We start from the raw sequence: 24,743 nt of genomic DNA on the forward strand, positions 1-24,743 counted from the left end.
TACAAGTGGAGGCTCTATGAAAATTGTATCTTTTACAGAGGCAAGAAATAGTTTGAAAGCAGTATTAGATTCCGTTGTTAATGACGCGGATACAGCGGTGATTACTCGCCGTGATTCGGAAGATGCTGTTGTTATGTCGCTAGACTACTACAACAGTCTGATGGAAACGGTGCACTTACTGCGCTCACCGGCGAATGCTGAGCATTTGAATCGCTCAATTGAACAGTTCAAAGCAGGTAAGGTAACCCATAGAGACTTAATGGATGAGTAGTCGTTTACTGTCATGGACTGACGAATCCTGGAGCGATTACCTGTATTGGCAAACCCAGGACAAAAAAACGCTGAAACGAATAAACAAGCTTATAAACGACGCTAGACGCTCACCCTTTGAAGGTATTGGTAAACCAGAGCCGTTAAAGGAAAACTTAGCTGGTTTTTGGTCGCGACGTATAGATGATACGAATCGATTAGTCTACGCAGTTGATGATAATGCGATTACGATCATTTCGTGTCGTTATCACTATTAGTTTCGGCCCTTCCACAGGGCAGCTAACAAGTTAGTTACTGCACCGGAAAAATAACTCGCTGGCGCCCATCATTTTCCGGTGAGTAAAGCGTTAGCGCTACTCCAAATCCCGAAAGGGTAAGTTGTTGGCTCAGGCTCGGGTAACTCAAATAATATAGATCTGCTTGTTGCGTGATGCGCAACGCGCTATGATGTACTGATGATTAAATCATTCCGCCACAAGGGACTCAAGCGGTTCTACGCTAGTGGCAGCACCGCTGGTATACAAGCGGATCATGCCAAGAAATTGCGTATGCAGCTTGCTGCTCTGGACACGGCCGTGTCAGTAGAAGATATGGATATCCCCGGTTTTAGGCTCCACCCGTTGAAGGGGAGAGACAAAGCGCGGTGGTCAATTTGGGTCAACGGAAATTGGCGCATGACGTTCGAATTTCGAGATGGTAATGCGTACATTCTTGATTATGAGGATTATCACTAATGACGATGCATAATCCGCCGCATCCTGGCGAATTTATTCGGGAAGTTTACCTAGAGCCTTTTGGTATTAGCTCCCGTCAGCTTGCTTCCAACTTGGGTGTTTCACCATCCACCTTGTCACGGTTGCTCAAAGGGGATAGTGGCATTAGCCCTGAAATGTCTTTGCGCTTGTCGAAGGTTCTCGGACGTACCCCAGAGAGCTGGCTATTAATGCAGGATATGTATGACCTATGGATGGCTCGCAGCACAATTAATTTGGACGACCTGCAGCCATTGGATTTTGAGGCCGCTTAACGATTGCTACTGTTGTCGTTGGCATCCTGTTGTAAAAAGCTGAGCAACCAAACTTATTGGAAATCTGTATGCCGCCAGACTAGGTTCAGGTTTCTAATAGAGAAAGCACGGACGCGATATGAACCTACTTTTCCTCGGCACCTCCGCAGGCGTGCCCACCAAGCAAAGAAACGTCTCTGGGATCGCTTTGCGTGAAAGCAAAGGGAAGGGCTGGTATCTGGTTGATTGTGGTGAGAGCACTCAGCATCAGGTCTTACATACCAAGCTGTCGTTCCATTCGTTGAAAGCCATCTTGATTACCCATGTGCACGGCGACCACTGCTATGGGCTGCCGGGCATTCTGGCGAGTGCCGCCATGGGTGGCCGGAAAGCGCCGCTGACTATTGTTGCGCCCGCAGGTATCCAAACGTGGTTGGAGGCAACCTGTGAGGTGACGCAGCTATGCTTACCTTTCGCCCTGGAGTTTATCGCCTCAGACGATCTGCCAAGCGTTGAGTTTGAGAGCATCGCGGTTGAGACCTTCGGACTTTCACATCGGGTGGCGTCTTATGCCTATGCATTTACGGAGCGAAAGGTTGATGCTGCCCTGGACGTGGATAAGCTAGCGCAAAAGGGGATTCCAAGAGGGCCGTTGTGGGGGCAGTTGAAGCAAGGGGTTGATAGTGAGTTTGCAGGTGAGCAGTTAAAAAGCAATGATTACTTAATTTTTAAGAATAAGCCCAGGAAAGTAGTGATCGCTGGAGACAATGACCAGCCTGACTTATTGAACGAGGCGTGTGCAGAGGCGCAGGTGTTGGTGCATGAGGCCACCTATACCGAAGAGATGGCCCAGAAGGCCGGTGATGTGGGACATAGCTACGCCAAACTTGTTGCTGCTTTTGCCGAAAAGGCACAGTTGCCTAATTTGGTGCTGACGCACTTCAGCCCTCGTTATCAGCTTAACCCCAGTGCGTCGCCGTCTATAGAGGACATCCGCAAAGAAGCACAAAGCGTCTATTCAGGCTCGCTTTTCTTGGCGCGGGATTTTAGCGAATACACCTTGGAAAAAACGGGCCACTTTTCTGAAATAAAGGGCGAGTAGTGTTTTCTGCAAGTGGTCGTCTGGGCTGGTTACGTTTAGGGGTTTCGTGTTACAAGCCAGTGCTCGGCGCTGTTTGAGCCCCGATGACCGAACCCAGCAAGGAGAGTCCTCATGCAGAAGTTGAGAGTCGATTTGGTGTCCGATGTAGCATGCCCGTGGTGCGCGATCGGCTATCGGCGCTTCGAACAAGCGTTAGAGATACTTGATGGTGAGATCGATGTAGAACTCTTCTGGCAGCCCTTTGAGCTCAACCGGGACATGCCGCCCGAGGGCGAGCCGATCCTAGAGCACTTATGCCGCAAGTATGGCAAGGACGCGGCCAGCATGGAGCAGTCCCAGCGGGAGATTATGGCCGTGGCCGAAGAACTTGGGCTGAATTTCCGTGGTGCACTGGAGCGCCGGGCGAATAATACCTTCGATGCCCATCGTGTGCTTGCATGGGCCGCAACGCAGAACCGAGAGACGGCGCTGCAGTTGGCATTATTTGAGGCCTACTTTGGTGATGCCAAGCGTCCTTCGGATCCAGAGGTGCTACGAGAGAAGGCTATTGAAGTTGGGCTTGACGGTGACGTTGCCGAGGCCATCGCCCGGTCTGATCAGTACGCGGACGACGTTCGAGAGGCAGAGCAGAAATTCATGGAGGCAGGGGTCACTGCCGTGCCGGGGTTTATACTCGATGGACGCTACCTGATTTCTGGCGCCCAGCCAGCTGATGTGCTTGTCGATGCGCTTCGTCAGGTGGCTGAGGAAAATGCAAGCCGTTAATGCCCTACAGCCTCTGGGGCGGCTCTAGTATTGCATCACCATACGCTGGGTGAATGCTCTTCGCTTCCCAGCGTTTTTGTCGCTGGCGTGTGGCTAGTCAAACGATTTCAAAACGCTATTTCTTAAGCGCGGGCTCTCAATAAGCCCGCGCGTTACTCGCTATTTCAAAAGCTATTTTAAAAGCTATTTCAAAAGCTATTTCAAAAGCTATTTCAAAAGCTATTTCAAAAACTCTCGCAGCGTTTCGCTGGCTTGGTCGATAGCGACAACACCATCTAAATGGCCGCGGTTGCCTTCCAGGGTTTCAAGCGTCACCTCGGTGCCGTCGGCTTCTATCAGCTCGGCAGTGCGGCGTACGCCTTCGGGGGCGAAGACGAGGTCGTTTTCGCTGTACAGCATCAGCGTTGGGGCGTCGATGGCGGCCAGTCCTTCTTCTAGTGAATCACCGTGGCCCGCCATAAAGAGTTGGTTGGCGCGGACCAGGTAGAGCAGGTGGTTGGCATCGGAAAGTTCAGCGCGGGCGGCGGCGACGTCATCCAGCGTTTGTTCAATGGCGTAGCGGGCGTTGATATCTTGAGCAGGATCGCGCTCTTCGTCAGCCCAGTCGCGGTTGAAGGTTTCGTTGGCCCACTGCCAGTGATTGGCATTGAGGGTGACGAGCTTGAGCGCTTCTTTTAGCCCATCGGTGGGTGGCTCGCCATCGTAGTAATTGCCTTCATTCCAGTTGGCGTCTAAGCGAATGGGCGCTGCCCAGGCGCTAAGCGTTGCCAGTAACCAGGGGTCGGCAACGCCGCCGCCAATAACAGGAATCAGCCTGTCCACTTTGTCAGGGTACGCGCTGGCCCATTCAAACGCTTGAAGCGCCCCCATGGAGGCACCCATGACCGCGTGTAGCGATTCAATGCCCTGGCTCTCTAGCAATGCGCGCTGTACCTCGACAAAGTCACGAATCGTCACTACAGGAAAGTCCATTCCCCACGGTTCGCCGGTGTCTGGATTAATAGAAGCGGGGCCAGTGGTAGTGACATTGGGGTCGTGGGCGTTGAGGTTCACCAGCGTATCGGACGCAATAATGTAGTACTCGTCGGTATCCAGTGGTTTGCCGGGGCCAATGATGGCATCCCAGTAACCGGTTGGCTCGCCATCCGGGTCATAACGACCTGCTGCGTGGCTGGTGCCAGAGAAAAAATGGGTAATTAAAATGGCATTGTCACGGGCGTCGTTTAATTCACCGTAGGCTTCCCAGCCCACCGCAAGCTCGGGAATTGTTTCGCCGCCTTGAGTGGTGAAGTCTTGCATCTCGAAGGTTTGTTTTTCGACGACGCCATCCCAGGCGAGTAGCGGTGATGCTGCAAGTAACCCGAGGCTAGTGAACGTCACCACGGTCAATAAAGAGTGTCGTTGCTTGAGGGGCATACGCCTTCCTTAAATGAGGGATTGTTATGATTATTGTTGGCAACGGCTGCGTTGCCACCCTCTTAGCGTAGACGGCTTTAGCGCATTTTAAATGGGTTTAGCCCGTTAGCTTGTTGCATCATCATACGTTTGGCGAGCGGTACGCGTTCGGCAAGGTGCAGGCTGAGATCACCCAGCTGGCGTAGCGGTTTTGCGCCGGTAAACAAGTGATGGAAGCTGTCAGTGGCAGCAATCATGGCTTGGTTGGCTAAGCGGCGCTGGCACTCGAAGCGATGCAGGCTAATGTGGTCACCAGGGTCGCGGCCTTTGATGATTAGCTCTGCCAGTGTGTCGGCATCATGCAGGCCAATATTCAGCCCTTGTCCTGCCAGCGGATGCACCACGTGGGCGGCATCGCCAATCAAGGCTAAGCGCTTGCCGATATAGCGTTTAGCGTGCTGGCGTCTAATGGGAAAGCTCGCTTTTGCCACGACTCTTGTTAGCTTGCCAAGCCGCTTAGGAAAGGCGGTTTCAATGGCCGTTTTTAGAGCGTCATTGGATAGCTGTTCACGGGCTTTGGTGGCTTCGTCGCTGTCATACCACACCAGCGATGCACGTTGGCCGGGTAAGGGCAGCATGGCAATCGGGCCAGTGGGGGTGAAACACTGCCAACTAATATCTTGCTGGGGCAGCTCGGTCTCCACGTTAATAATCATCGCCCGCTGATGGTAGTCGTAACTGCTAACGCTAATGCCGGCGAGTTCTCGTAGCGTTGAATGCGCGCCATCAGCGCCCACTATTAATCGGGCGCTTAAGGTTTTGCCATTATCTAGCTCCAGCATGCGGCCGGTGCTGGCGGCCATGGTGCTCAGCGGCGCGCACTGGGTGTAGCAGGTCACGCTGGGAAGATTCTCTAAGCGCTGCCATAACGCATATTGCAGGGTGCGGTTTTCGATAAAAATACCGAAGTCATCCATGCCACTGTCCTGGGCAGAAAATAGCGAATGGCCGGAGCCATCCTGGTTGGCGACATCAATATGGCGAAATGGGCAGCAGCGCTCTTCCGGTAGCTCGGTGCCGCTTGCTTTTACAAACGACAGCGAGCGGGCATTAAGTGAGGAGATACGCAGGTCATAATCGCCGCTGGGCGGGGTGGGGGCGCTGCCGCGTTCTACCAAGCCAACCGATATACCGGCATGGCCTAACCGAGCCGCCAGTGCAGCTCCCACCATGCCACCGCCGACAATGATAATCTCGTGATCCCACTGCATGAGGCACTCCTTACGTTGAATAACGAGGGCATATTGCATGACCCTTTATTGTCATACAGTATCGTTTACTTGTCGCAGTGTTGCATAGGGTGATCCATTGACGCAGGCCGTGGAAATGACAAATAGCATCGCGCAGGCAGGGGAAGCGCTGGCGAGTTTTATTGAGCGCCATCCTAAACTGTGGGTGATTACTGGCGCAGGAGTCAGCACCGACAGCGGCATTCCTGATTACCGTGATGCGGACGGGCAGTGGAAGCGACCGCCGCCGGTACAGCATGGCGATTTTATGGCCTCACTGGCGGTGCGCCAGCGCTATTGGGCGCGGGCGCTTATTGGTTTTAAGGCCATGCGTGAAGCCCAGGTGAGCGGTGCGCATCGTGCACTAGCGGCGCTTGAAACCATGGGCTACGTGGAACTGCTGGTGACACAGAACGTGGACCGTCTGCATCAGCGGGCAGGTTCTAGCAAGGTGATTGATTTGCACGGGCGAGCAGACATGGTGGCGTGCATGACCTGCGGTTACCAACTTATGCGCCATGCTATGCACAGCGAAATGGCTAACATGAATCCCCGTTTTGCAGCGTTAGATGCCCGCCATGCCCCCGACGGCGATGCAGATTTAGAAACCGATTTTTCGACGTTTAAGGTGCTGGACTGCCCACGTTGCCAAGGCATCTTAAAGCCCCAGGTCGTTTATTACGGCGATGTGGTGCCGCCAGCGCGGCGCTTGGCTGCTCAAGCAGGGCTGCAAAACGCCGATGCTGTATTGGCTGTGGGCACCTCGTTGATGGTGTATTCCGGTTACCGCTACTGCCGTGATGCCCACGCCATGGGCTTGCCAGTTGCCTCGCTGTCGTTGGGCGTTACTCGCGCCGATGCGCTCTTAACCCATCAGTGGCGCGCTCCGTTAACGCCAGTGCTAGAGCACGCGGTGGCGTGTTTGAAGCGTGACTAACGCGTTTTCGAGACCCAGGGATTGCCCTCACTCCACAGCCGCCAAGGGGCATCGCGGTCGGTGGGCTGGGCATAATCGATACCCACGCGAGGGCCAGAGGCAACGGCATCGGGAGGAGTGCCCGCTGTTATCCATAGCGCGTTCGGCTGGGTCATATCATGACCATATAGCGTTTTATCAATACGCAGCGCGCGGGTTAGCTTACCGGGGCCATTGGTGAGATTGCGGCCCTTTACATCACGTAGCGCGCGCATGGCCGCTTCGCCTGACACTGGCTCCACCGCACGAATAAGCACCGCGCACGGGTTGCCTTCTGGCTGTGTCACAACGTTCAGCAGCCAGTGCATGCCATACACCAGATACACGTAGGCGTGCCCTGGTGGCCCAAACATGGCCTCCGTTCTCGGCGTTTTGCGCCGATGCGCATGGCAGGCCGAATCTTCAGACCCCCGATAGGCCTCTGTTTCGACAATCTTCGCGATCATCAGCTCACCTTCGTAGTAACGAACCAGTCGGCAACCCAATAGATCCCGAGCGACGGCGAGGGTGTCGCGGTGATAAAAGTCGCGCGGAAGAGGAGGTAACGCCGCTGTGTTAGCGAGTCGATTAACGTCAATTAATGGGTCAGTATGCGCCATGATATCGCCAATTACTTGAGTAAGCTGCTAGGGTATTCGTTAGTCCTTTCTTTTAAAAGCGGAGTCGCCCGTGCTGTCATTTGAACACCAGTTTGCCACGCTTCCCGAGCCACTGTGGATGGCCTGTCAGCCAACGCCAGTGAACCAGCCGACGCTGATTGTATTTAATCAGCGGTTGGCAGAAACGCTAGGAATAGAAGTTAAGCCCGATGATGCCACCCTTGCCCAATGGTTTAGTGGCAACCAATTGCCACCAGGCGCAGAACCGCGGGCGCTAGGTTACGCTGGGCACCAGTTTGGTAACTTTGTGCCGCAACTAGGGGATGGCCGCGCGCTGTTATTAGGGGAAGTCATCGACCAGCACGGCATACGGCGCGATGTTCAGCTCAAGGGCAGCGGCCGCACGCCCTTTTCCCGCGGTGGTGATGGTCGTTCGCCGTTAGGCCCGGTATTACGTGAGTATTTGGTCAGTGAATTTATGGCTGCAATGGGCGTGCCTACCACCCGTGCATTAGCCGCTGTTTCGACCGGCGAACGAGTGGTGCGCCAACTGCCTGAACCTGGCGCGGTCTTTACCCGCGTTGCCAGCAGCCATATTCGTGTAGGCACCTTCCAATTCGCTGCGGTGCGCAGAGATGAAGCTGCCCTGAAGGCGTTGGCCGACCATGTGATTGCTCGCCACTACCCCGAAGCCGCCAGTGCAGACGATCCTTATTTAGCCTTGTTAGAAGCAGTCGTTGCTCGCCAAGCGGCGCTGGTGGCGCGTTGGATGAGCCTTGGCTTTATTCATGGTGTGATGAATACCGATAACTGCAGCATTGCCGGAGAAACCATCGATTACGGCCCCTGTGCCTTTATGGAGCAGTTTGACCCGCAAAAGGTCTTCAGCTCGATTGATCAAGGTAAGCGCTATGCCTTCGACAACCAGCCTGCGATTGCCCAATGGAACCTAGCCCGCTTTGCAGAAACGTTACTGCCGCTGATGCGCGAAGAGGGCGATACCGTGGTAGAGCAGGCCACCGACAGCATTCGTCGCTTTGGACCACTGTTTGATGCCGAGCAGTGTCGCCTGCATGCAGATAAACTCGGCCTTGCTCCAGAAAGCGATCAAGCAGATCCGCTGATGAAAGCGCTAAAGAGCCAGATGCACCAGGGGCGAATGGATATGACCGCCACCTTTGATGCGCTGACACATTACGCCAGCACCTCAAGCGAGCTGCATAAAGAGGCACTGTTAGCGCTGACCACCCAGCCCAATGAACTGGCGGCATGGTTGGATCAGTGGCAAGCCGCACAGGTTGCCAGCCAAGACAGTGAGCGTTTAGACGCCATGCGGCGTGCTAATCCGGTTGTTATTCCCCGCAACCACCGTGTTCAGGAAGTTATCGATGCAGCTTACGAGGGTAATTTTGCGCCGTTTCACACCTTGCTTGCTGTGGTCACCCAGCCCTTTGATGAATCCGCAGAAGCGCGCCGCCTTGCAGCCCCTGCAACGGAAAACGAGCAGGTACTAAGAACGTTTTGTGGCACCTAGTCGCGGCTTTTCCTGTGGTAAACTGTGATTATTTACAGGTAAGGGCGGAGGCAAGGGCAACCTGTGCGCAAAATTATTCATTGCGACTGTGACTGCTTCTACGCAGCGGTAGAGATGCGCGACAACCCAGCGCTTAACGACGTGCCTATTGCGATAGGTGGCAGCGTTGAGCAGCGCGGGGTTGTCGCCACCTGTAACTACCCCGCCCGCGAATTTGGCATCCACTCGGCCATGCCCATGGCCCAGGCGCTCAAACGCTGCCCGCATTTGATCGTGATCCGTGGCGATATGGCCAAATACAAAGCGGTGGCGCGCCAAGTGTTTGCGATCTATCGCGATGTGACCGAACTGATTGAACCGCTCTCGCTAGACGAAGCCTTTTTAGACGTGACCAATGTCACTCTTTGCAACGGTAGCGCCACCCGCATGGCCGAAGCGATTCGTCAGCGGGTGAAGAGCGAAATAGGTATTACCGTCTCGGCAGGTGTCGCACCCAATAAGTTTCTTGCCAAAATTGCCAGTGACTGGCGCAAGCCGGACGGCCTGTTTGTGATCACACCAAACGACATTGATAGCTTTGTGCAGCAACTGCCAGTCAAGAAAATCCATGGGGTAGGGCCGCGCACCGCTGAAAAATTGGCGGGGTTGGGTATCCAAACCTGCGCGGATTTGCGGGCTCGCTCGCTTACCGAGCTGGTCGAACAGTTTGGCCGCTTCGGGCATCGGCTGTTCGAGCTAAGCCATGGGCGCGACGAGCGGCCAGTGAAAACCCATCGCGAGCGAAAATCGATCAGCACTGAGCAAACCTACTCCCAAGACTTGCCGACGCTGGAAGCCTGTCGCCAGCAGTTGCCTGACCTGCTCAGTGACTTAGAGCAGCGCTATGCCAGACTAGACCCAGCGCCCGCCGTGCGCGGGCTAATGGTAAAGGTGAAATTCAACGACTTTACCCAAACCACCGTGGAACACGCCGACCCAGCGCCCAGCCTAGATCAGTTCGAATCCCTGTTAACTATTGGCTGGTTACGAGGGGAGAGGCCGGTTCGGCTCTTAGGCGTGGGCTATCGCTTGGCAGAAGAAGTTACCGTTCAGCAACTCTCACTGTTTTAATTAGCCTGTTAATACTTATGTCGATTGACGCTCATTTAAAGGCGAGTTAAAACAGACGTATGATAGTTTATCTACTTGCTAGCCAGTTAGCGTGGATGCTGTTGCCACGCTGCTTTCCTGTCTTCTTACCCTGCGAGCGAACCATGTCTGCCCATGCCACCCAACGCCCTCGTTTAGTGTTCGCCCATGCGAATGGCTTTCCTGGCTTAAGCTATCGCACGCTGCTGGAACCGCTGGCAGAGTCGTTTGACCTTCATCCGCTGGATCGATTGGGTCATCACCCGGATTACCCGGTGAACCATAACTGGGGCAATTTAGTTGATGAACTGCTGAGCTATTTACCTGAAACAGACGCGCCGCTATTGGGCGTTGGTCACTCGTTAGGCGGCACGCTGATGGCGATGGCGGCAGATAAACAGCCAGAACGCTTTTGTGGTGTGATTATGCTTGACCCGCCGTTGATGCTGGGGCCGGATGCCTGGGTGATGAAAGCGGCGAAACGATTCGGTTTTATGGACCGCATCACGCCCGCTGGCAAAACCCAGGGGCGGCGCAGCGTGTGGCCTAGCCGAGAAGCCATGGCTAACTCGCTACGCCGCCGTGGATTATTTCGCCGCTTTACCCCAGAGGCGTTGAACGACTACATTGAAGCAGGCACGCGCTTGCTAGACGATGGTAGTGCTGAGCTAACCTTCGACCCGCGTATTGAGGTGGAGATTTTTCGCCATCTGCCGGATCACCTTTCTGGGTTGCCACGCCGAGTTGGTGTGCCGATCCAGCTAGTGGCAGGGCAAGAGTCGCACTTACTCACCCCCACACGGGTTAAGCGGCTTCAGCGTCGTGGGTTAGCTATCAGCGAGGTTCCTGGTACCCATATGTTCCCTATGGAGCATCCAGATGAAACGCGGGCGGCCATATTAGCGGCGTGGCAGCGTTTTTCACAGGGAGCCAGTAAGCGCGCATAAAGCGAATAAGGAGGCAGGATGTATCTTTCCGTACAGCTAAGCTATTACCCGCTGGCCGATGATTTTAAGCCAGTGGTGAAAGAGGTGGTAAAACGTTTGGAAGCCACCGGGTTAGAAGTACACCCTAATCGAATGAGTACCCAGGTGTTCGGGGAATTCGATGCGGTGATGGCGGCGTTAAGCGATGTCATGAAATGGTCGTTTGAGACTCATGGAAAAGCGGTTTTTACAGCTAATTTCCTCGAAGGCGATCGACGCCCTCGGTAAGTAGAGAGCTGGCATGGCCGAAACAGCTCTAGGCGGGGGCGCTGTAAACCCATCCCTGGGCGCTACTTTTGCCATCCATGGCAAAAGACCCCCGCTACGAGCTGTTATAGGCCTTTTGAATCAGAGCCCCTTAAACCAGCGATTCCAGGCAGGATTCAATAATATCCAGCCCTTCGTTTAGGACGCTGTCTTCAATCGTGACCGGCATTAAGAAGCGAATCGTATTGCCGTACATGCCGCAAGAGAGCAAGATCAAACCTTCCTCACGGGCTTTTTTACACAGCGCGGCAGCAAGCTCAGCATTGGGCGTGCGATCGGTTTTATTTGAGACTAGCTCGAATGCTGCCATAGCGCCCATGTTGCGCACATGGTCAATGCAATCGAACTTGGTTTGCCACTCGTTAAAACGCGCCGCTAGCTTTTCACCCAGCGCTTGGCTTTTTTCAAGAATATTCTCCTCTTCGAACACTTCCATCACGGCCAGCGCTGCGGCACAGGCCGTGGGGCTGCCGGTATAGGTGCCGCCCAGAGAATTGGGGCCTGAAGCGTCCATGACCTTGTCGGTGCCAACAATCGCAGAAATGGGCATGCCGTCAGCCATGCTCTTCGCCATGGTCATCATGTCCGGTTCAACGCCGCTGTGCTCAATGGCGAACATTTTACCGGTACGGCCAAAGCCAGACTGCACTTCGTCGATGATCATTAGCATGCCATGCTCATCGCAAATTGCGCGGATTTTCTCAAGAAAGCTCTTGGGCGCGGGATAGAAGCCGCCTTCGCCTAGCACGGGCTCTAAAATAATAGCGGCGGTATCTTTTGGATTGGCGTCAGTTTTTAGGGTCATTTTTAGACCACGAATGGCTTCGTCTTCGCTGACACCGTGGTAGGGCACCGGGTAAGGGGCGCGGAATACCGTGCCAGGCATCGGGCCGAAATCGGTTTGATACGGTGCGACTTTGCCGTTCATGGCCATGGTGTAAAACGTACGTCCGTGATAACCACCATCGAAACAAATAACGTTAGAACGGCCGGTGGCCGCGCGGGCAATTTTAACCGCATTTTCCAGCGCTTCTGCGCCGGAGTTAGCTAGCATGACTTTTGCGTGGCCGCGTACCGGTACAATATGGCTAAGTTTTTCAGCAACCTTCACATAACCTTCATAAGGCATGACGGTCTGGCAGGTGTGCATGACCTTATCCAGCTGGGCTTTCACAGCAGCAACGACTTTCGGGTGACGATGCCCTACGTTCAAAACGCCAATGCCACCTGCGAAGTCGATAAAGCGGTTGCCGTCGGCGTCCCAGATCTCAGCATTTTCAGCACGATCCGCAAAAGCGGTAGCAGGGCTGGCAGCGCCCGCCGCAACGTACTTCTGCTTTAGTTCGTTTAGCTCGGCATTGCTCATGGCTCAACTCCTTTGGGTGTTGGATATTGCTTATAAAAAGTCTGCAGTGACACTGTTCATATGACAGGTTCGGTCTTCATTGTTTCATATTCGTTATATAGACGATAAAACGGGTGTTATGGGTAGTAAATAAAAGACAGTAGGTAGTAGACAGAAGGTTGGTGTTCAGTAGATTGATGTTTCTAAGCCTACACACACCTCTTCTCTTAAGTCTAATAATCGAGAGGTGAGGTCTGGGCCCAAGCAATTAATGGCGGGTTTTGCGTAAAAAAATCCCTGCTGGCGAACAATGCCTGTCCGCGCTAACCACAGGGCTTCTGCATGGGTTTCCACTCCCTCAGCAATCAGTGTCATATTTAATTCTTTGGCTAACAAAAAAATCGAGTTAAGCAACGCTTGGCGGCGTGAGTCATGGTCACAGTTCATCACCAGTTCACGGTCAATTTTAAGCTTGTCCGGCGTTAGGTCAGTCAATAAATCAAGATTGGCATAGCCGTTACCAAAGTCATCTAAGGCCGTTTTAAAGCCCATTTCGCGGTACGCTTCGATAATGTTGCGTAGATGTTGGCGATCACGTACGCGCTCGGTTTCGGTGATTTCAAAAACGAGGCGTTCCATTGGCCACCCAACGCGTTGTGAAACTTCGAGGGTCGCTTGAATACAGGCTTCCGGCTCGTAAACAGCATTGGGTAAAAAATTGATTGATAAGTCTGTTTGCATATTTAGTGCGCTTGCCATTTCAATCGCTTTTACTCGGCAAGCTTGGTCAAAGCGGTACATCAAATCATCGGTTACCTGAGAAATAACGCTCCAAGCCGATTCGCCATTAATACCCCGTACGAGCGCTTCATGGGTCGTAACCCGCGCAAGTGATACGTCGACGATCGGCTGGAAAGCCATCGTGAACTCAAAAGGAAGGTCTCCTTCGCAGCGTTTACAACTACCCTCTACCCATGCGCAGTGACCCATGAAATTCCCCCTATCGCCGTGCGCTTAATTATCAGCCTGCCGATCTTTTGAGCTGTCGTCGGTTAATTTGAAACTTTATTTAATTATCTAATTATAGACGAAAACAGTTTAGTCGCTTGTGAACTTTCCGTATAGGTTTTGTATAGAAATTATAGCGACGCTAGCGTAAATAGCAAAAGCGCCCTGTTGGGCGCTTTAATGCGTGTCTGGCGTGCAATCGGATAAGGTTAAATAATGCCTGCTTGACGCAAGGCATGGCACTGTTCGCGGGTAATGCCCAGCTCATCGAGCACTTGCTGAGTGTGTTCGCCCAGAGAAGGAGGGGCCGTTTGAGCACTGATCGATTCCCCATTGATGCGGATGGGGTTTGCCACCAAATCAACCTGGCCTGCTTGGTGGTGAGGGAGCGTTTGCTTTAGGCCGCGGGCTTTAACATGGGGGTCGTCAAAGACGCGATCTAGCGTATTGATAGGGCCACAGGGCACCCCGACATTTTCAAAAGCGGTTAACCACGTATCTGTTTTCTGAGTAGCTAACGCGGCGGCGATAGCAGGAAGCAATTCCTCGCGGTGTTTTACACGCGCGCCATTGGTGGCAAATCGCGCGTCTAGCGGTAGGTTTGGCTGGTCAATCACGTGGCAAAAACGCTTAAACTGTTCGTCGTTGCCGACGGCCACGATCATGTGACCATCTGCGGTGGCAAACGCTTGATAAGGCACAATATTGGGGTGCGCATTGCCCATTCGCTCGGGCACGTGACCGGACGTTAAGTAATTGAGAGCTTGGTTTGCCAGTACGCCTACCTGCACATCCATCAGCGCCATGTCAATATGGCATCCAACGTTGCTATCGCGGCGCTGGTAAAGCGCGGCTAGCACTGCATTGGCGGCATATAAGCCAGTGAATATATCGGTAAAAGCCACACCGCTCTTCACGGGGCCACCACCGGGTTCATGGTCAGGTTTGCCGGTTAGGCTCATAATGCCGCCCATGGCTTGAATCATGAAATCATAACCGGCGCGGTGCGCATAAGGGCTTTCCTGGCCAAAGCCGGTGATCGAGCAGTAAATAAGCCGCGGATTCAGCGTCTTTAGGCTGGCGTAATCAAGGCCGTAGCGTTTTAAGCCGCCGACTTTAAAGTTTTCCAGCAGCACGTCAGACTGAGCGGCCAACTGTTTAATAAGCGCTTGCCCTTCGGCCGTTGCCATATCCACGGTAACCGAGCGCTTGCCTCGATTGGCGCACAGGTAGTACGCCGACTCTGAGCTACCAGAGAGCCATGGAGGCCCCCAGTGGCGAGTGTCGTCACCGCTGACAGGGCGCTCTACCTTAATCACGTCGGCCCCCATGTCCGCGAGCATCTGCCCGCACCACGGGCCAGCCAGTACGCGGGAAATGTCGAGTACCTTAATGCCTGCAAGTGGTTTGGTTGCTGTGCTCATCGGGTGCCTCGTTTGCCGTTAGAAAAACGCTTGAATACCGGTTTGGGCGCGGCCAAGAATCAAGGCATGGACATCATGTGTGCCTTCGTAGGTGTTTACTGATTCCAGGTTCACCATATGGCGAATAACGCCATACTCGTCGGAAACGCCGTTACCTCCGTGCATATCCCGTGCGACGCGGGCGATATCCAACGCTTTACCGCAGTTGTTGCGTTTAATCAGCGAGATCATTTCAGGCGCCCAGTTGCCGCTGTCCATCAGGCGGCCTACCTGCAAGGCGGCTTGCAGGCCCAAGGTGATCTCGGTTTGCATATCCGCGAGCTTTTTCTGGATCAGCTGATTAGAGGCTAACGGACGGCCAAACTGTTTGCGGTCTAGCGTGTATTGGCGAGCGGCATGCCAACAGAACTCGGCGGTGCCTAATACGCCCCAGGAAATCCCGTAGCGGGCTTTATTCAAGCAGCCGAAGGGGCCTTTTAAGCCGCTAACGTTAGGCAATAAGTTTTCGTCAGGAATAAAGGCGTTATCCAGTACGATTTCACCGGTAATAGAGGCGCGCAGTGACACTTTGCCTTCAATTTTGGGTGTGCTGAAGCCGTCGGTGCCGCGCTCAACAATAAAGCCTTTAATTTGGTTGTCGTGGGCAGCGGACTTCGCCCACACCACTGCAATGTCAGCAATCGGACTGTTGGTAATCCACATTTTAGCGCCGGTTAAGCGATAGCCACCGTCAACTTTTTCTGCCCGGGTAATCATGGAGCCGGGGTCTGAACCATGGTCTGGTTCGGTTAGACCAAAGCAGCCGACCATTTCACCGCTGGCAAGCTTAGGCAAATATTTGTGCTTCTGCTCTTCAGAGCCATAGGCTTCAATGGGGTACATCACGAGCGATGACTGCACGCTCATAGCCGAACGGTAGCCAGAATCGACGCGCTCTACTTCGCGGGCAATCAAACCGTAGGCTACATGGTTAACGCCTGCGCCGCCGTACTCTGGGGAGACGGTCGCACCCAACAAACCAAGCTCGCCCATCTCATTCATAATCTGACGGTCAAAGCGCTCCTCGCGAAAAGCACTCAGCACACGTGGCTGCAGGTTTTCCTGGCAGTAGTCGTGGGCGGCATCGCGAATTTGGCGCTCTTCGTCGGTAAGCTGGTGCTCAAGGTGTAGCGGGTCATCCCAATTGAAGCGTGTCATGGCGTGAACTCCTCAGGCATTATCATATTGAGTTCAATGTATCGTCGTTCTTATAAAATTTCTACATTTTTTTAAAACGGCGAATTTATTGAATGCCTCGAGCTGTTAGCACGCGGGTAATGATTGGCACTGGGGTCATTAAGTGGTCGCGCATCAGGTTAGCTGCTTGCTCTGTGTCACGGGCTAGGATGACGTCGACTAGGGCAGCATGCTCTTGGCGTTTGGTTTCCAGCGCTTGGGGAGACATCACGGTTTCCTGCAGCCACAGGTGGCGATAGCGCTCAACCTGATTAAACAGCGTATCGCGCATTTGTAGTAGGTGGGGCGAGTTGCAACCGCTGGCAATGGCGGTATGAAACGCTTTATGGCGTGAGTCCCAGCCATCAAGCAGCTCATCAGGTGAGCTCACTTCAGTCACTTTGGAAAGCCTGTGAGCAGTCGCCAACACGTTAGCTTCCCAGTCGTCGTCGCCGCGCTCGATGGCTAAGCGCAAAATCAGGCCCTCTAACTGTGCGCGGGCGTCGTAGATGTCATTGAGTTCAGCCAGTGACATCGGCGCAACACGATAGCCGCGCTGGCTAATCGCAATCACCAAACGGTCGGCGACTAGTTGGGAAAGCGCTTCTCGGAGTGGGCCGGTGCTGACGCCGTAATACTCCTTTAGACGGCTCATCAATAGCTTCTCTTCCGGCGCATAGCGGCCGCGAATAATGTCGTGCTTTAGCGCACCATAAGCGCTGATAGCGAGGTTTGGGCGCGGCGCATCGTGCTCCATGGTATCTCCCTAGGCGAGTGTACCGGGTCAGTATGTTAGACCAATGTAGGGACGTGGCGATCAACGTCGATTAACGGCTATTATCAATAAATTTTGAAAATTTGGCACAGGTAACGTCATTCATGTGGGATTTCATCATTATTGGTGGCGGTATTTTGGGGTTTTCGACCGCTATGCAGCTGCAAAAAGCGTATCCAGAGAAACGTATGCTGGTGCTCGAAAAAGAGTCTGGCCCCGCGCAGCACCAAACGGGTCACAATAGTGGAGTCATTCATGCCGGGGTGTATTACACACCGGGTAGTCTGAAGGCTAAGTTTTGTCTTGAGGGCAACCGCGCGACCCGTGAATTTTGCGATCAGCACAACGTAAAATACGATATCTGCGGCAAATTGTTAGTCGCTACTAATGCCGTTGAGAAACAGCGTATGGAAGCGCTATGGGAGCGAACCGCTGCCAATGGTTTGGAGCGAGAATGGCTAGAGGCTGATGCGCTAAAAGAGCGCGAGCCTAATATCTCTGGGGTAGCGGGTATTTTTGTACCTTCAAGTGGCATCGTCAATTATGCCGAGGTTACTCAAGCGATGGCCGCTGAATTCGAGCGTTTAGGGGGTGAAGTTCATTATGGCAGCTGCGTCACTGGTCTTGATGAGCGTACCAACGATGTTGTGGTGACCACGCAAAATGACACGTTCACCAGCCGTTACTTGGTGTCTTGTTCAGGACTGATGGCTGATCGGGTGATCCGCATGCTGGGGCAAGACCCTGGCTTTACGATTTGTCCGTTTCGCGGCGAATATTACTTGCTGCCAGAGCGCCATAACCGAATTGTTAATCATCTGATTTATCCCATTCCGGATCCTACCATGCCGTTTTTGGGCGTACACCTGACGCGCATGATTGATGGCACGGTGACGGTTGGCCCCAATGCGGTGCTGGCGTTGAAGCGCGAAGGCTACCGTAAAAAGGATATGTCGCTGACCGACATGGGTCAGATATTCACCCATCCGGGCATCTTGAAAGTGTTAGGCAAGCACCTAAAGCCTGGGTTGCTTGAGATGAAAAACTCGCTCTACAAGCGCGGTTATTTGTCTTTAGTGCGCAAGTATTGCCCTAGTCTAACGGCAGAAGACTTAACACCTTATCCTGCGGGGGTGCGGGCTCAGGCGGTGTCGAATGATGGCAAACTGGTGGATGATTTTCTATTTGTTAATACGCGGCGCACCGTCAACGTAGGCAATGCGCCTTCTCCTGCGGCGACCTCGGCGTTACCAATAGGAGCGCATATTGTGGAACAGGTAAAAGGGCTGCTGAGTGAGTAGTGTTGTATGAGTAGTGTTGTATTAGCATCTCACGCTAAAGCCGTGCTAACTTCTTTGCACCGTTTCTACTTGCCGTTTACGGTAACCAGAAGCAGAGGGGCTTGACGCCCCCTTATCGTCAACCCTACTTAATAAGTCCAAAAAGGACGTAGGAAATGCTCATGAGAACTCTAAAATATACAGTGGCAGCATCTATGTTAGCCGTCGCACTGCCCGCCAGTGCGCAGCAGCTCTCTATTGCGACTGGTGGTACCGGCGGGGTTTATTATCCAATCGGCGGTGGCTTTGCTGAAATGATTAATAACCATATTGAAGGCGCTCAGGCGACCGCTGAGGTTACCGGTGCCTCCGTCGAAAATATGGGCCTAATTATGCGTGGCGATGCCGATTTGGCACTCGCGCTCGCGGATACGGTTTATCAGGCTTATAACGGCAGCGGCGACTTTGAAAGTCGCCAGATTGAAAATACCCGCGCGCTGGCGTCTGTTTACCCCAATGCAGTACAGCTAGTGACGCTAGCCGAGTCGGATATCCAAACGATTGCTGATCTTGCCGGTAAGCGCGTTTCTGTTGGTGCGCCGGGTAGTGGTACCGAACTCAATGCGCGTGCCGTACTGGAAGCCAATGGCATTAGCTACGACGACTTTACTCCTCAGCGCCTCAACTTTAACGAAACTGCTGATGCCATTCGTGATGGCGATATCGATGCCGGTTTCTGGAGCGTTGGGCCGCCAACCAGTTCCATTCTTAACCTTGCGGCTACCCGTGATATTCGTTTAATCGGTCTTTCTGATGAAGAAGTTGCTAACGCCCAGGAAGCAGAAGCAGTGTTCGCGCCCTATCAGCTGGCAGCGGGTATGTATGACGGCATGGATGAGGCCATTCAGACCATTGGTATTCCCAATGTCTTGGTGGTGAATTCTGATATGGATGAAGAGCTTGCCTATCAGTTGACTCAGCTGCTGTTCGAGAATACTGACGAGCTGATCGCTGTTCATCCTGCTGCCAACGACACCACGATCGAGTTCACCATGAACTCTACGCCAGTGCCGTTACACCCGGGTGCCATCCGCTATTTTGAAGAAGTTGGTGCTGATATTCCCGATCGTCTGCGCCCTTAACGGTTGAAGGTTCTGTTAAAGAACGCTGCCATAAGGACATAGCCATGCAGTGGCAACAACGACTGATGGTGCTCCTTGTTGCATGTCTACCGCTCGCCGAAGTGGGGGCTTCCCCCGCTTCGGCGATTGCGTCTATGCGCTTAGTCATTGTGACCGAAGAGGGCGCTACTCTGGTGAATCAAGCAGTGCCTAATGGCGGTCGCTGGTGCATTCAATGGAAGCACTCTGTTGAGCACTTTACGGTACTTGACTGCTATCGCAATGTGGCTGGTGTGATGCAGCTAGAGCGTAGCCATCAACCTGATTTTGCCGCCGGGCTTGGGCATGTTTTTGGCCGTGGGGTGCAGGTGTCAGACGGTGAGGGCGGTTACTGGATTAACGCCATTAATGAGCCAGTTGCCAACAACCGCTATGTGTTAAGAGTGGGCTCCCCTGCGGTTAACCATCAAGTGGTGTGGCCAGGTGATGAACGCTCATCGGTGAGTTTAAGTGAGGTCGCCGCTGGGCAACGTGTCATCCTTCAATTAATTGCCCCCGACGCCGCCCCAAGTGAATAAAAACGACATTAGTTAACGCTTCCGAGGACTTCATGAACGATTCCACTCCACCGCCGGTTGTGATGCCCGGCGCGAATGCGATGCAGCCCCGCATTGTACTGTGGTGTATCACCGCGGTTGCGGTGGGCCTTTCTCTGTTTCAGCTTTACTCTGCGGGAATCCAGCCCCTGGGGCTTTTCTACCAGCGCAGCATCCACTTAGCACTGATTATGCTATTGGCCTTTTTGATGTTTCCAGCGTTTGGGCCGAAGCGGAAGCGCGGTGTTTTAGGTTGGGGGATCGATTGTCTATTTTTAGCCGGCGCGATGATCACCGGTGGTTACTTAGTATTTAATCTAGATGCGATTTTTAGCCGTGCCGGCTTTTGGAACGATACCGATATATTAGTGGCTTGCATTGCCACGGTGACGGTACTTGAGGCAAGCCGTCGTGCCGTTGGGTTTGGTATGACAGTGATTGGCCTGCTTGCCATTATCTACGCGTTTGCAGGACCTCGTGGCGAGCTGCCATGGCTAGGTGAATGGATGCCCGGCATTTTAGAGCATCGCGGCTATACCTTGGAGCGCATTGCAGGACAGCTCTATTTAGGGCAAGAGGGTATCTTTGGTTTGCCGCTGGGTGTTGCGGCAACCTATATTTTTATATTCGTGCTATTTGGGGCTTTTTTAGAAAGCACTGGTGCGGGTAAGTTTTTTATCGATATGGCGTATGCCGCCACGGGTCGCCAACGGGGTGGCCCCGCAAAAGCTGCTGTGCTGGCGTCTGCGGGAATGGGCTCCATTTCAGGTAGTGCGATTGCCAACGTGGTGACCACTGGGGCATTTACCATTCCGCTGATGAAAAAGCTGGGCTATCAGCCGAAGCAGGCGGGTGGGATTGAAGCCGCAGCATCGACCGGTGGGCAAATTATGCCGCCGCTGATGGGCGCAGGTGCCTTCTTAATTGCCGAGTACACCAATACGCCTTATTTAGAAATCGTCAAAATCAGCATTTTGCCAGCGATAATGTACTTTGCGACGGTGTATCTGTTTGTGCATATTATTGCTTTGAAGCAGGGCATGCAGGGGTTAGCAAAAAGTGAGCTGCCGCAGATGCGTCAGGTGATGAAAGATGGCTGGCACTTCCTGCTGCCACTGGCAGTATTGGTGTGGCTGCTGGCAATGAGCATGTCGCCAATGCGCGTGGGTTATTACGCAGTGGTCACCATTATCGCCGTGGCCGTTCTCCGTTATGCACTGTGGTACTTCTTTATTGCCCCCAAGCAAGGGCAGCCAGTCACCGTTAGCCGCACTAAAGGCGTGGTGTGGGCAGGGCTAGTTAAACTGGTTCAAGGCTTAGAGCTTGGCGCGCGTAATGCCGTTGCTGTTTCCATGGCGTGTGCCGTAGCAGGGATTATTGTTGGCGTAGTGGGCCTGACAGGGCTTGGCCTTAAATTCTCCTCCATGATGCTGGCTTTCTCTGGCGGCAACCTAGTGTTGGCGCTAGTGATGGTACTGCTGGCAAGCTTAATTTTGGGGATGGGGTTGCCGGTAACCGCCAGCTACATTGTCTTGATTGTGCTGGTGGGCCCAGCGCTGACCGCTGAATTTGGGGTGCCGCTATTGATCGCCCACTTAGTGGTGTTCTGGTATTCCCAAGATTCTAATGTGACTCCACCTATCGCCCTGGCAGGCTTTGCAGGGGCAGCGATTGCAGGTAGTAAGCCGATGGAGACTGGCTTCCAAGCTTGGAAGTTTGCTAAAGGGCTCTACCTGATTCCGCTGTTTATGGTCTTCAACCCAGAGATCATTGTGGGTGGGCCAGTGTTGGTGGTGGTGTGGAATGCACTGATTGCTATCTTGGCACTGTGCGCGTTTGCTGCAGCACTGGAGGGCTACTTATTCACTAAAATGTCCTTGCTGCCGCGTTTGGCGATTGGTGGCGCTATTGTTGGGGTCTTCTACCCTAGTCTGTTAACTGAAATTGCTGGGGTGGCAATAATGATGGTCGCGATTGGTGCCAATTGGGTCGCCTGCAAGCAAGAGTCTCAGCCAGTGAACGGTTAATCCAAGAGCTTTAATACTCACCATGAAAAAGCCCGGCGACCATTAGGCCGCCGGGCTTTAACATTGAGAAGGCTGAGATTAGAAAATTGACTCAGCAGTACCAGATCCCTGAGAACCACTGACTTCTTCTAGTTCACGACTGATACGACGTTGCTGAAAGCCAGGAAGGTGGTCGCGGTGGAAGAGTTCCGAAATGCCTCCCGATTGACCATCCTGCAAGCGGCGGCCAGTGGTTGGGTCGATACGGGCACTGACGATAGTTTCTGGACGTTCGGGTAACGCTGAAGGCGTACCTTCTAATGCATCACCCATAAAATCTACCCAGATAGGAAGAGCGGCATTGGCGCCATACTCAGCAATAGTTTCATTGCTGTCTTTGCCTACCCACACAGTGGTCACTAAGTCGCTGTTAAAGCCAGCGAACCATGCATCACGCTGGCTATTGGTGGTGCCTGTTTTGCCAACAATATCATCGCGGTTCAAGCTTAGTGCGCCTCGTCCTGTGCCCGAGGTAATAACGTCGCGCAGCATATCGCGCAGAATATAGACAGCCGCAGGATCGGCTACTCGAGGAGCAACAGGGTACTCTTTGCCGTCGATTTCAACAGTTTCTTGCCCTTCAGCACAGCTAGGGCAAGCAACCTGGGGCGTTGCCTCATCCACTAGTTCCTCATCATCGTTACGCGTGACGCGTTCAATGAACCATGGTGCGACCTGGAAGCCGCCGTTGGCAATTACGGAGTAGGCGTTGGTCATTTCCATGGGGGTTAAGGTAGCACTGCCTAAAGCAAGTGACAGCCCACGTGGCAAGCGGCTGGGAGAGAAACCAAACCCTTCTAAATAGCTAATAGTATGGTCTAGACCCATGGCTTGTAGTACACGAATCGTGACTAGGTTGCGCGAACGAGCAAGCGCGGGGCGCAAGCGCATTGGACCTTGGAAATCCCGGCTTGAATTGACCGGACGCCATAAGGAATTACTGCCGTCATCGAGTACAACTGGGGAATCATTAACCACGCTTGCCGCATTCATTTCGCCATTTTCTAGGGCAGCAAGATAGATAAACGGCTTAAAAATAGAGCCTGATTGGCGCTGGGCTTGAACGGCGCGATTGAACTTGCTGGCATTGAAATCAAACCCACCCTGTAAGGCCAAAATAGCGCCGGTGCGAGGATCTTGGGCAACCAAAGAACCTTCGGCATCGGGCCGTTGCGATAGGCGAAGTGTTTCGTCCTGGTTTTCAACCACTCGAATCAGGTCACCACGAACAGCAATCTGCTCTGCGCTACTTGGTTCTGCACCGCGACTGCGTGGGCTTAAATAGGGGCGTGCCCAGCTTAGGCCGCTCCATTCGATTGTACGCAGCTCTCCGCCACGGGTAAGTACCTGCATCTCACGACCACTGCTCTCAACCACAATGGCTGGCTGGAGGAGGCCATAGTTGGGCGTGCGCTCTAACACCTGTAACCAGTTACTAACATCACCATCCACCCCTTCAACTTGTGTTTGGCTGCGCTCGGCGGCTTGGCGGGCGGTTTCGCGAATTTCGGGTGATTCTGATAATTCTTCCTCTAGCCCGAGGGTAGCGGTTTGCTCTTGAGCTTCAACCAAGCTGGCAGCGATATCCTGCTGTTCTGGCCCACGCCAGCCGTGGCGTAGATCGTATGCCAATAAGCCGTTTGCCAGAGCTTGGTGCGCATAGGGCTGTAGCGTGCTATCAATCGTGGTGTAAATACGATAGCCACCGGTATATGCCGCATCGCCAAAGCGTTCCATAGCAAATTGACGGGCCATCTCTGAAACATAAGCCGCATCTACTTCGGTTTGGGTGTAATGGCGACGTGCAGTAACAGGCTCTTGCACCGCTGCTAGATAAATATCGTTTTCAATAAGACCAAGCTCGCGCATACGGAATAAAATCCAGTTGCGACGAATGAGCGAACGCTCGGAATTAGCTAGCGGGTTAAAAGCGGAAGGCGCTTTAGGAAGACCGGCAATCATGGCCGTTTGAGCTAGCGTTAGCTCTGCCAGCGGCTTGTCGTAATATGTTTCAGAGGCTGCAGCGATACCATAAGCGCGATTACCGAGGAAGATCTTGTTGACGTAAAGCTCGAAAATCTCCTCTTTATCAAGAATCTGCTCCATTTGCAGAGCCAGAAGAATCTCGCGAATTTTGCGAGTAAACGTCTGGTCAAGCGTCAACATATAGTTGCGCGCAACCTGCATCGTGATGGTCGAGCCGCCGGATTGGATAGTTCCGCCACTCTGGGCTAACTCTACCGCCGCCCTTGCAATGCCGCGAGGGTCAACGCCAGCATGATCAAAGTAATTGGCATCTTCCGCCGCGATCAGTGCGTTAATCATGTCCTGGGGAATATCAGCAAAGTCGACAGGCATGCGGCGTTCTTCGCCAAATTCACCAATGAGCTTGCCGTCATTGGTGAAGATGCGAAGCGGTGTATGTAGTTCAAAATCCTGCAGCTGGCGCACATCAGGTAGGCCAGGTGAGAAATAAATAGCAGCACCCACCACTGCCAATACGGTAGCACCAATAAGCGCAACGATCAGTGAAAACAGTGACAGGATGAGGGTTCGAAAAAACGTCATGAACAGAGTACACCCGTGGAAATGAGAA

The 24,743-nt window shown here is 53.3% G+C and carries 24 protein-coding genes; 15 read left to right on the forward strand and 9 right to left on the reverse strand.

From position 1 onward, the window contains the following. Positions 1-16: 16 nt before the first annotated feature. From K1Y77_RS03340 to K1Y77_RS03365, 6 genes are all read left to right on the forward strand, one after another. The gene (locus K1Y77_RS03340; protein WP_030069594.1) at positions 17-271 is read left to right on the forward strand and encodes a type II toxin-antitoxin system Phd/YefM family antitoxin; all 255 of its coding nucleotides are present in this window, start codon (positions 17-19) and stop codon (positions 269-271) included. Then, positions 264-527 (forward strand): Txe/YoeB family addiction module toxin, encoded by a 264-nt coding sequence (locus K1Y77_RS03345; RefSeq protein WP_030069596.1) that lies wholly within the window; start codon positions 264-266, stop codon positions 525-527. The genes K1Y77_RS03340 and K1Y77_RS03345 overlap by 8 nt, the downstream gene beginning before the upstream one ends. Before the next feature lie 198 nt (positions 528-725). After that, positions 726-1,004, forward strand: a complete 279-nt coding sequence (locus K1Y77_RS03350) for a type II toxin-antitoxin system RelE/ParE family toxin (protein WP_030069598.1) — start codon at positions 726-728, stop codon at positions 1,002-1,004. Further along, entirely contained in the window at positions 1,004-1,297 is a 294-nt protein-coding gene (locus K1Y77_RS03355) for a HigA family addiction module antitoxin (RefSeq protein ID WP_030069600.1), read from the forward strand. The genes K1Y77_RS03350 and K1Y77_RS03355 overlap by 1 nt, the downstream gene beginning before the upstream one ends. 118 nt (positions 1,298-1,415) lie before the next feature. Beyond that, on the forward strand, positions 1,416-2,378 hold the full coding sequence (locus K1Y77_RS03360; RefSeq protein WP_264430333.1) for a ribonuclease Z: 963 nt from the start codon (positions 1,416-1,418) through the stop codon (positions 2,376-2,378). Positions 2,379-2,489: 111 nt separating this feature from the next. Continuing rightward, a complete protein-coding gene (locus K1Y77_RS03365; protein WP_030069608.1) occupies positions 2,490-3,143 on the forward strand; it encodes a DsbA family oxidoreductase in 654 nt (217 codons plus the stop codon). A gap of 219 nt (positions 3,144-3,362) precedes the next feature. Here K1Y77_RS03365 and K1Y77_RS03370 read toward each other — a convergent pair whose 3' ends face one another. Together K1Y77_RS03370 and K1Y77_RS03375 are read right to left on the reverse strand one after the other, a co-directional pair. Next, the gene (locus tag K1Y77_RS03370) at positions 3,363-4,559 is read right to left on the reverse strand and encodes an E22 family MetX-like putative esterase (protein WP_264430336.1); all 1,197 of its coding nucleotides are present in this window, start codon (positions 4,557-4,559) and stop codon (positions 3,363-3,365) included. A 77-nt stretch (positions 4,560-4,636) separates the two neighbouring features. Then, a complete protein-coding gene (locus K1Y77_RS03375) occupies positions 4,637-5,809 on the reverse strand; it encodes a UbiH/UbiF/VisC/COQ6 family ubiquinone biosynthesis hydroxylase (RefSeq protein ID WP_030069612.1) in 1,173 nt (390 codons plus the stop codon). A 115-nt stretch (positions 5,810-5,924) separates the two neighbouring features. Here K1Y77_RS03375 and K1Y77_RS03380 point away from each other — a divergent pair, with 115 nt between their 5' ends. Further along, positions 5,925-6,764 carry an NAD-dependent protein deacetylase gene (locus K1Y77_RS03380; RefSeq protein ID WP_035536194.1) on the forward strand — a complete coding sequence of 280 codons (840 nt, stop codon included), beginning with the start codon at positions 5,925-5,927 and terminating at the stop codon, positions 6,762-6,764. Here K1Y77_RS03380 and K1Y77_RS03385 read toward each other — a convergent pair. Next, complete coding sequence (locus K1Y77_RS03385; RefSeq protein ID WP_264018782.1) at positions 6,761-7,402, reverse strand: DNA-3-methyladenine glycosylase; 642 nt, start codon at positions 7,400-7,402, stop codon at positions 6,761-6,763. The genes K1Y77_RS03380 and K1Y77_RS03385 overlap by 4 nt on opposite strands. A 70-nt stretch (positions 7,403-7,472) precedes the next feature. On the opposite strand from K1Y77_RS03385, the gene K1Y77_RS03390 reads away from it, so the two are divergent. From K1Y77_RS03390 to K1Y77_RS03405, 4 genes are all read left to right on the forward strand, one after another. After that, complete coding sequence (locus tag K1Y77_RS03390) at positions 7,473-8,936, forward strand: protein adenylyltransferase SelO (protein WP_264430340.1); 1,464 nt, start codon at positions 7,473-7,475, stop codon at positions 8,934-8,936. A 63-nt stretch (positions 8,937-8,999) separates the two neighbouring features. Further along, the gene (gene dinB / locus K1Y77_RS03395; protein ID WP_264430341.1) at positions 9,000-10,046 is read left to right on the forward strand and encodes a DNA polymerase IV; all 1,047 of its coding nucleotides are present in this window, start codon (positions 9,000-9,002) and stop codon (positions 10,044-10,046) included. Positions 10,047-10,189: 143 nt separating this feature from the next. Continuing rightward, positions 10,190-11,011 carry an alpha/beta fold hydrolase gene (locus tag K1Y77_RS03400; RefSeq protein ID WP_264018780.1) on the forward strand — a complete coding sequence of 274 codons (822 nt, stop codon included), beginning with the start codon at positions 10,190-10,192 and terminating at the stop codon, positions 11,009-11,011. A gap of 18 nt (positions 11,012-11,029) precedes the next feature. Next, the gene (locus K1Y77_RS03405; RefSeq protein WP_038481590.1) at positions 11,030-11,278 is read left to right on the forward strand and encodes a YkoF family thiamine/hydroxymethylpyrimidine-binding protein; all 249 of its coding nucleotides are present in this window, start codon (positions 11,030-11,032) and stop codon (positions 11,276-11,278) included. 130 nt (positions 11,279-11,408) lie between these two features. On the opposite strand, the gene gabT is transcribed toward K1Y77_RS03405, so the two are convergent. The 5 genes from gabT to csiR all read right to left on the reverse strand — a co-directional run bounded on the left by gabT (position 11,409) and on the right by csiR (position 17,066). Continuing rightward, complete coding sequence (gene gabT / locus K1Y77_RS03410; RefSeq protein ID WP_264430344.1) at positions 11,409-12,683, reverse strand: 4-aminobutyrate--2-oxoglutarate transaminase; 1,275 nt, start codon at positions 12,681-12,683, stop codon at positions 11,409-11,411. Positions 12,684-12,848: 165 nt separating this feature from the next. Further along, entirely contained in the window at positions 12,849-13,652 is an 804-nt protein-coding gene (locus tag K1Y77_RS03415) for an EAL domain-containing protein (protein WP_264430346.1), read from the reverse strand. A gap of 227 nt (positions 13,653-13,879) precedes the next feature. Then, positions 13,880-15,094 (reverse strand): CaiB/BaiF CoA transferase family protein, encoded by a 1,215-nt coding sequence (locus K1Y77_RS03420; protein WP_264430349.1) that lies wholly within the window; start codon positions 15,092-15,094, stop codon positions 13,880-13,882. Positions 15,095-15,112: 18 nt separating this feature from the next. Beyond that, positions 15,113-16,291: an acyl-CoA dehydrogenase gene (locus K1Y77_RS03425; RefSeq protein ID WP_030069633.1), complete on the reverse strand. Its 1,179-nt coding sequence runs from the start codon at positions 16,289-16,291 to the stop codon at positions 15,113-15,115. Positions 16,292-16,376: 85 nt separating this feature from the next. Continuing rightward, positions 16,377-17,066, reverse strand: coding sequence for a DNA-binding transcriptional regulator CsiR (csiR, locus tag K1Y77_RS03430; protein ID WP_030069635.1), 690 nt, complete (start codon positions 17,064-17,066; stop codon positions 16,377-16,379). A gap of 122 nt (positions 17,067-17,188) precedes the next feature. On the opposite strand from csiR, the gene lhgO reads away from it, so the two are divergent. The 4 genes from lhgO (at position 17,189) to K1Y77_RS03450 (ending at position 22,108) form a co-directional block, all read left to right on the forward strand. Then, positions 17,189-18,385, forward strand: coding sequence for an L-2-hydroxyglutarate oxidase (gene lhgO, locus K1Y77_RS03435; RefSeq protein WP_264430351.1), 1,197 nt, complete (start codon positions 17,189-17,191; stop codon positions 18,383-18,385). Between the two features lie 161 nt (positions 18,386-18,546). Next, on the forward strand, positions 18,547-19,506 hold the full coding sequence (locus K1Y77_RS03440) for a TAXI family TRAP transporter solute-binding subunit (RefSeq protein WP_030069639.1): 960 nt from the start codon (positions 18,547-18,549) through the stop codon (positions 19,504-19,506). Positions 19,507-19,550: 44 nt separating this feature from the next. After that, entirely contained in the window at positions 19,551-20,063 is a 513-nt protein-coding gene (locus tag K1Y77_RS03445) for a DUF1850 domain-containing protein (protein ID WP_264430352.1), read from the forward strand. Between the two features lie 32 nt (positions 20,064-20,095). Continuing rightward, a complete protein-coding gene (locus K1Y77_RS03450; RefSeq protein WP_264018774.1) occupies positions 20,096-22,108 on the forward strand; it encodes a TRAP transporter permease in 2,013 nt (670 codons plus the stop codon). 78 nt (positions 22,109-22,186) lie between these two features. On the opposite strand, the gene K1Y77_RS03455 is transcribed toward K1Y77_RS03450, so the two are convergent. Further along, positions 22,187-24,715, reverse strand: a complete 2,529-nt coding sequence (locus K1Y77_RS03455) for a penicillin-binding protein 1A (RefSeq protein ID WP_264018773.1) — start codon at positions 24,713-24,715, stop codon at positions 22,187-22,189. Positions 24,716-24,743: the final 28 nt, after the last annotated feature.

It is taken from the genome of Halomonas qaidamensis (assembly GCF_025917315.1).
GTDB lineage: Bacteria > Pseudomonadota > Gammaproteobacteria > Pseudomonadales > Halomonadaceae > Vreelandella > Vreelandella qaidamensis.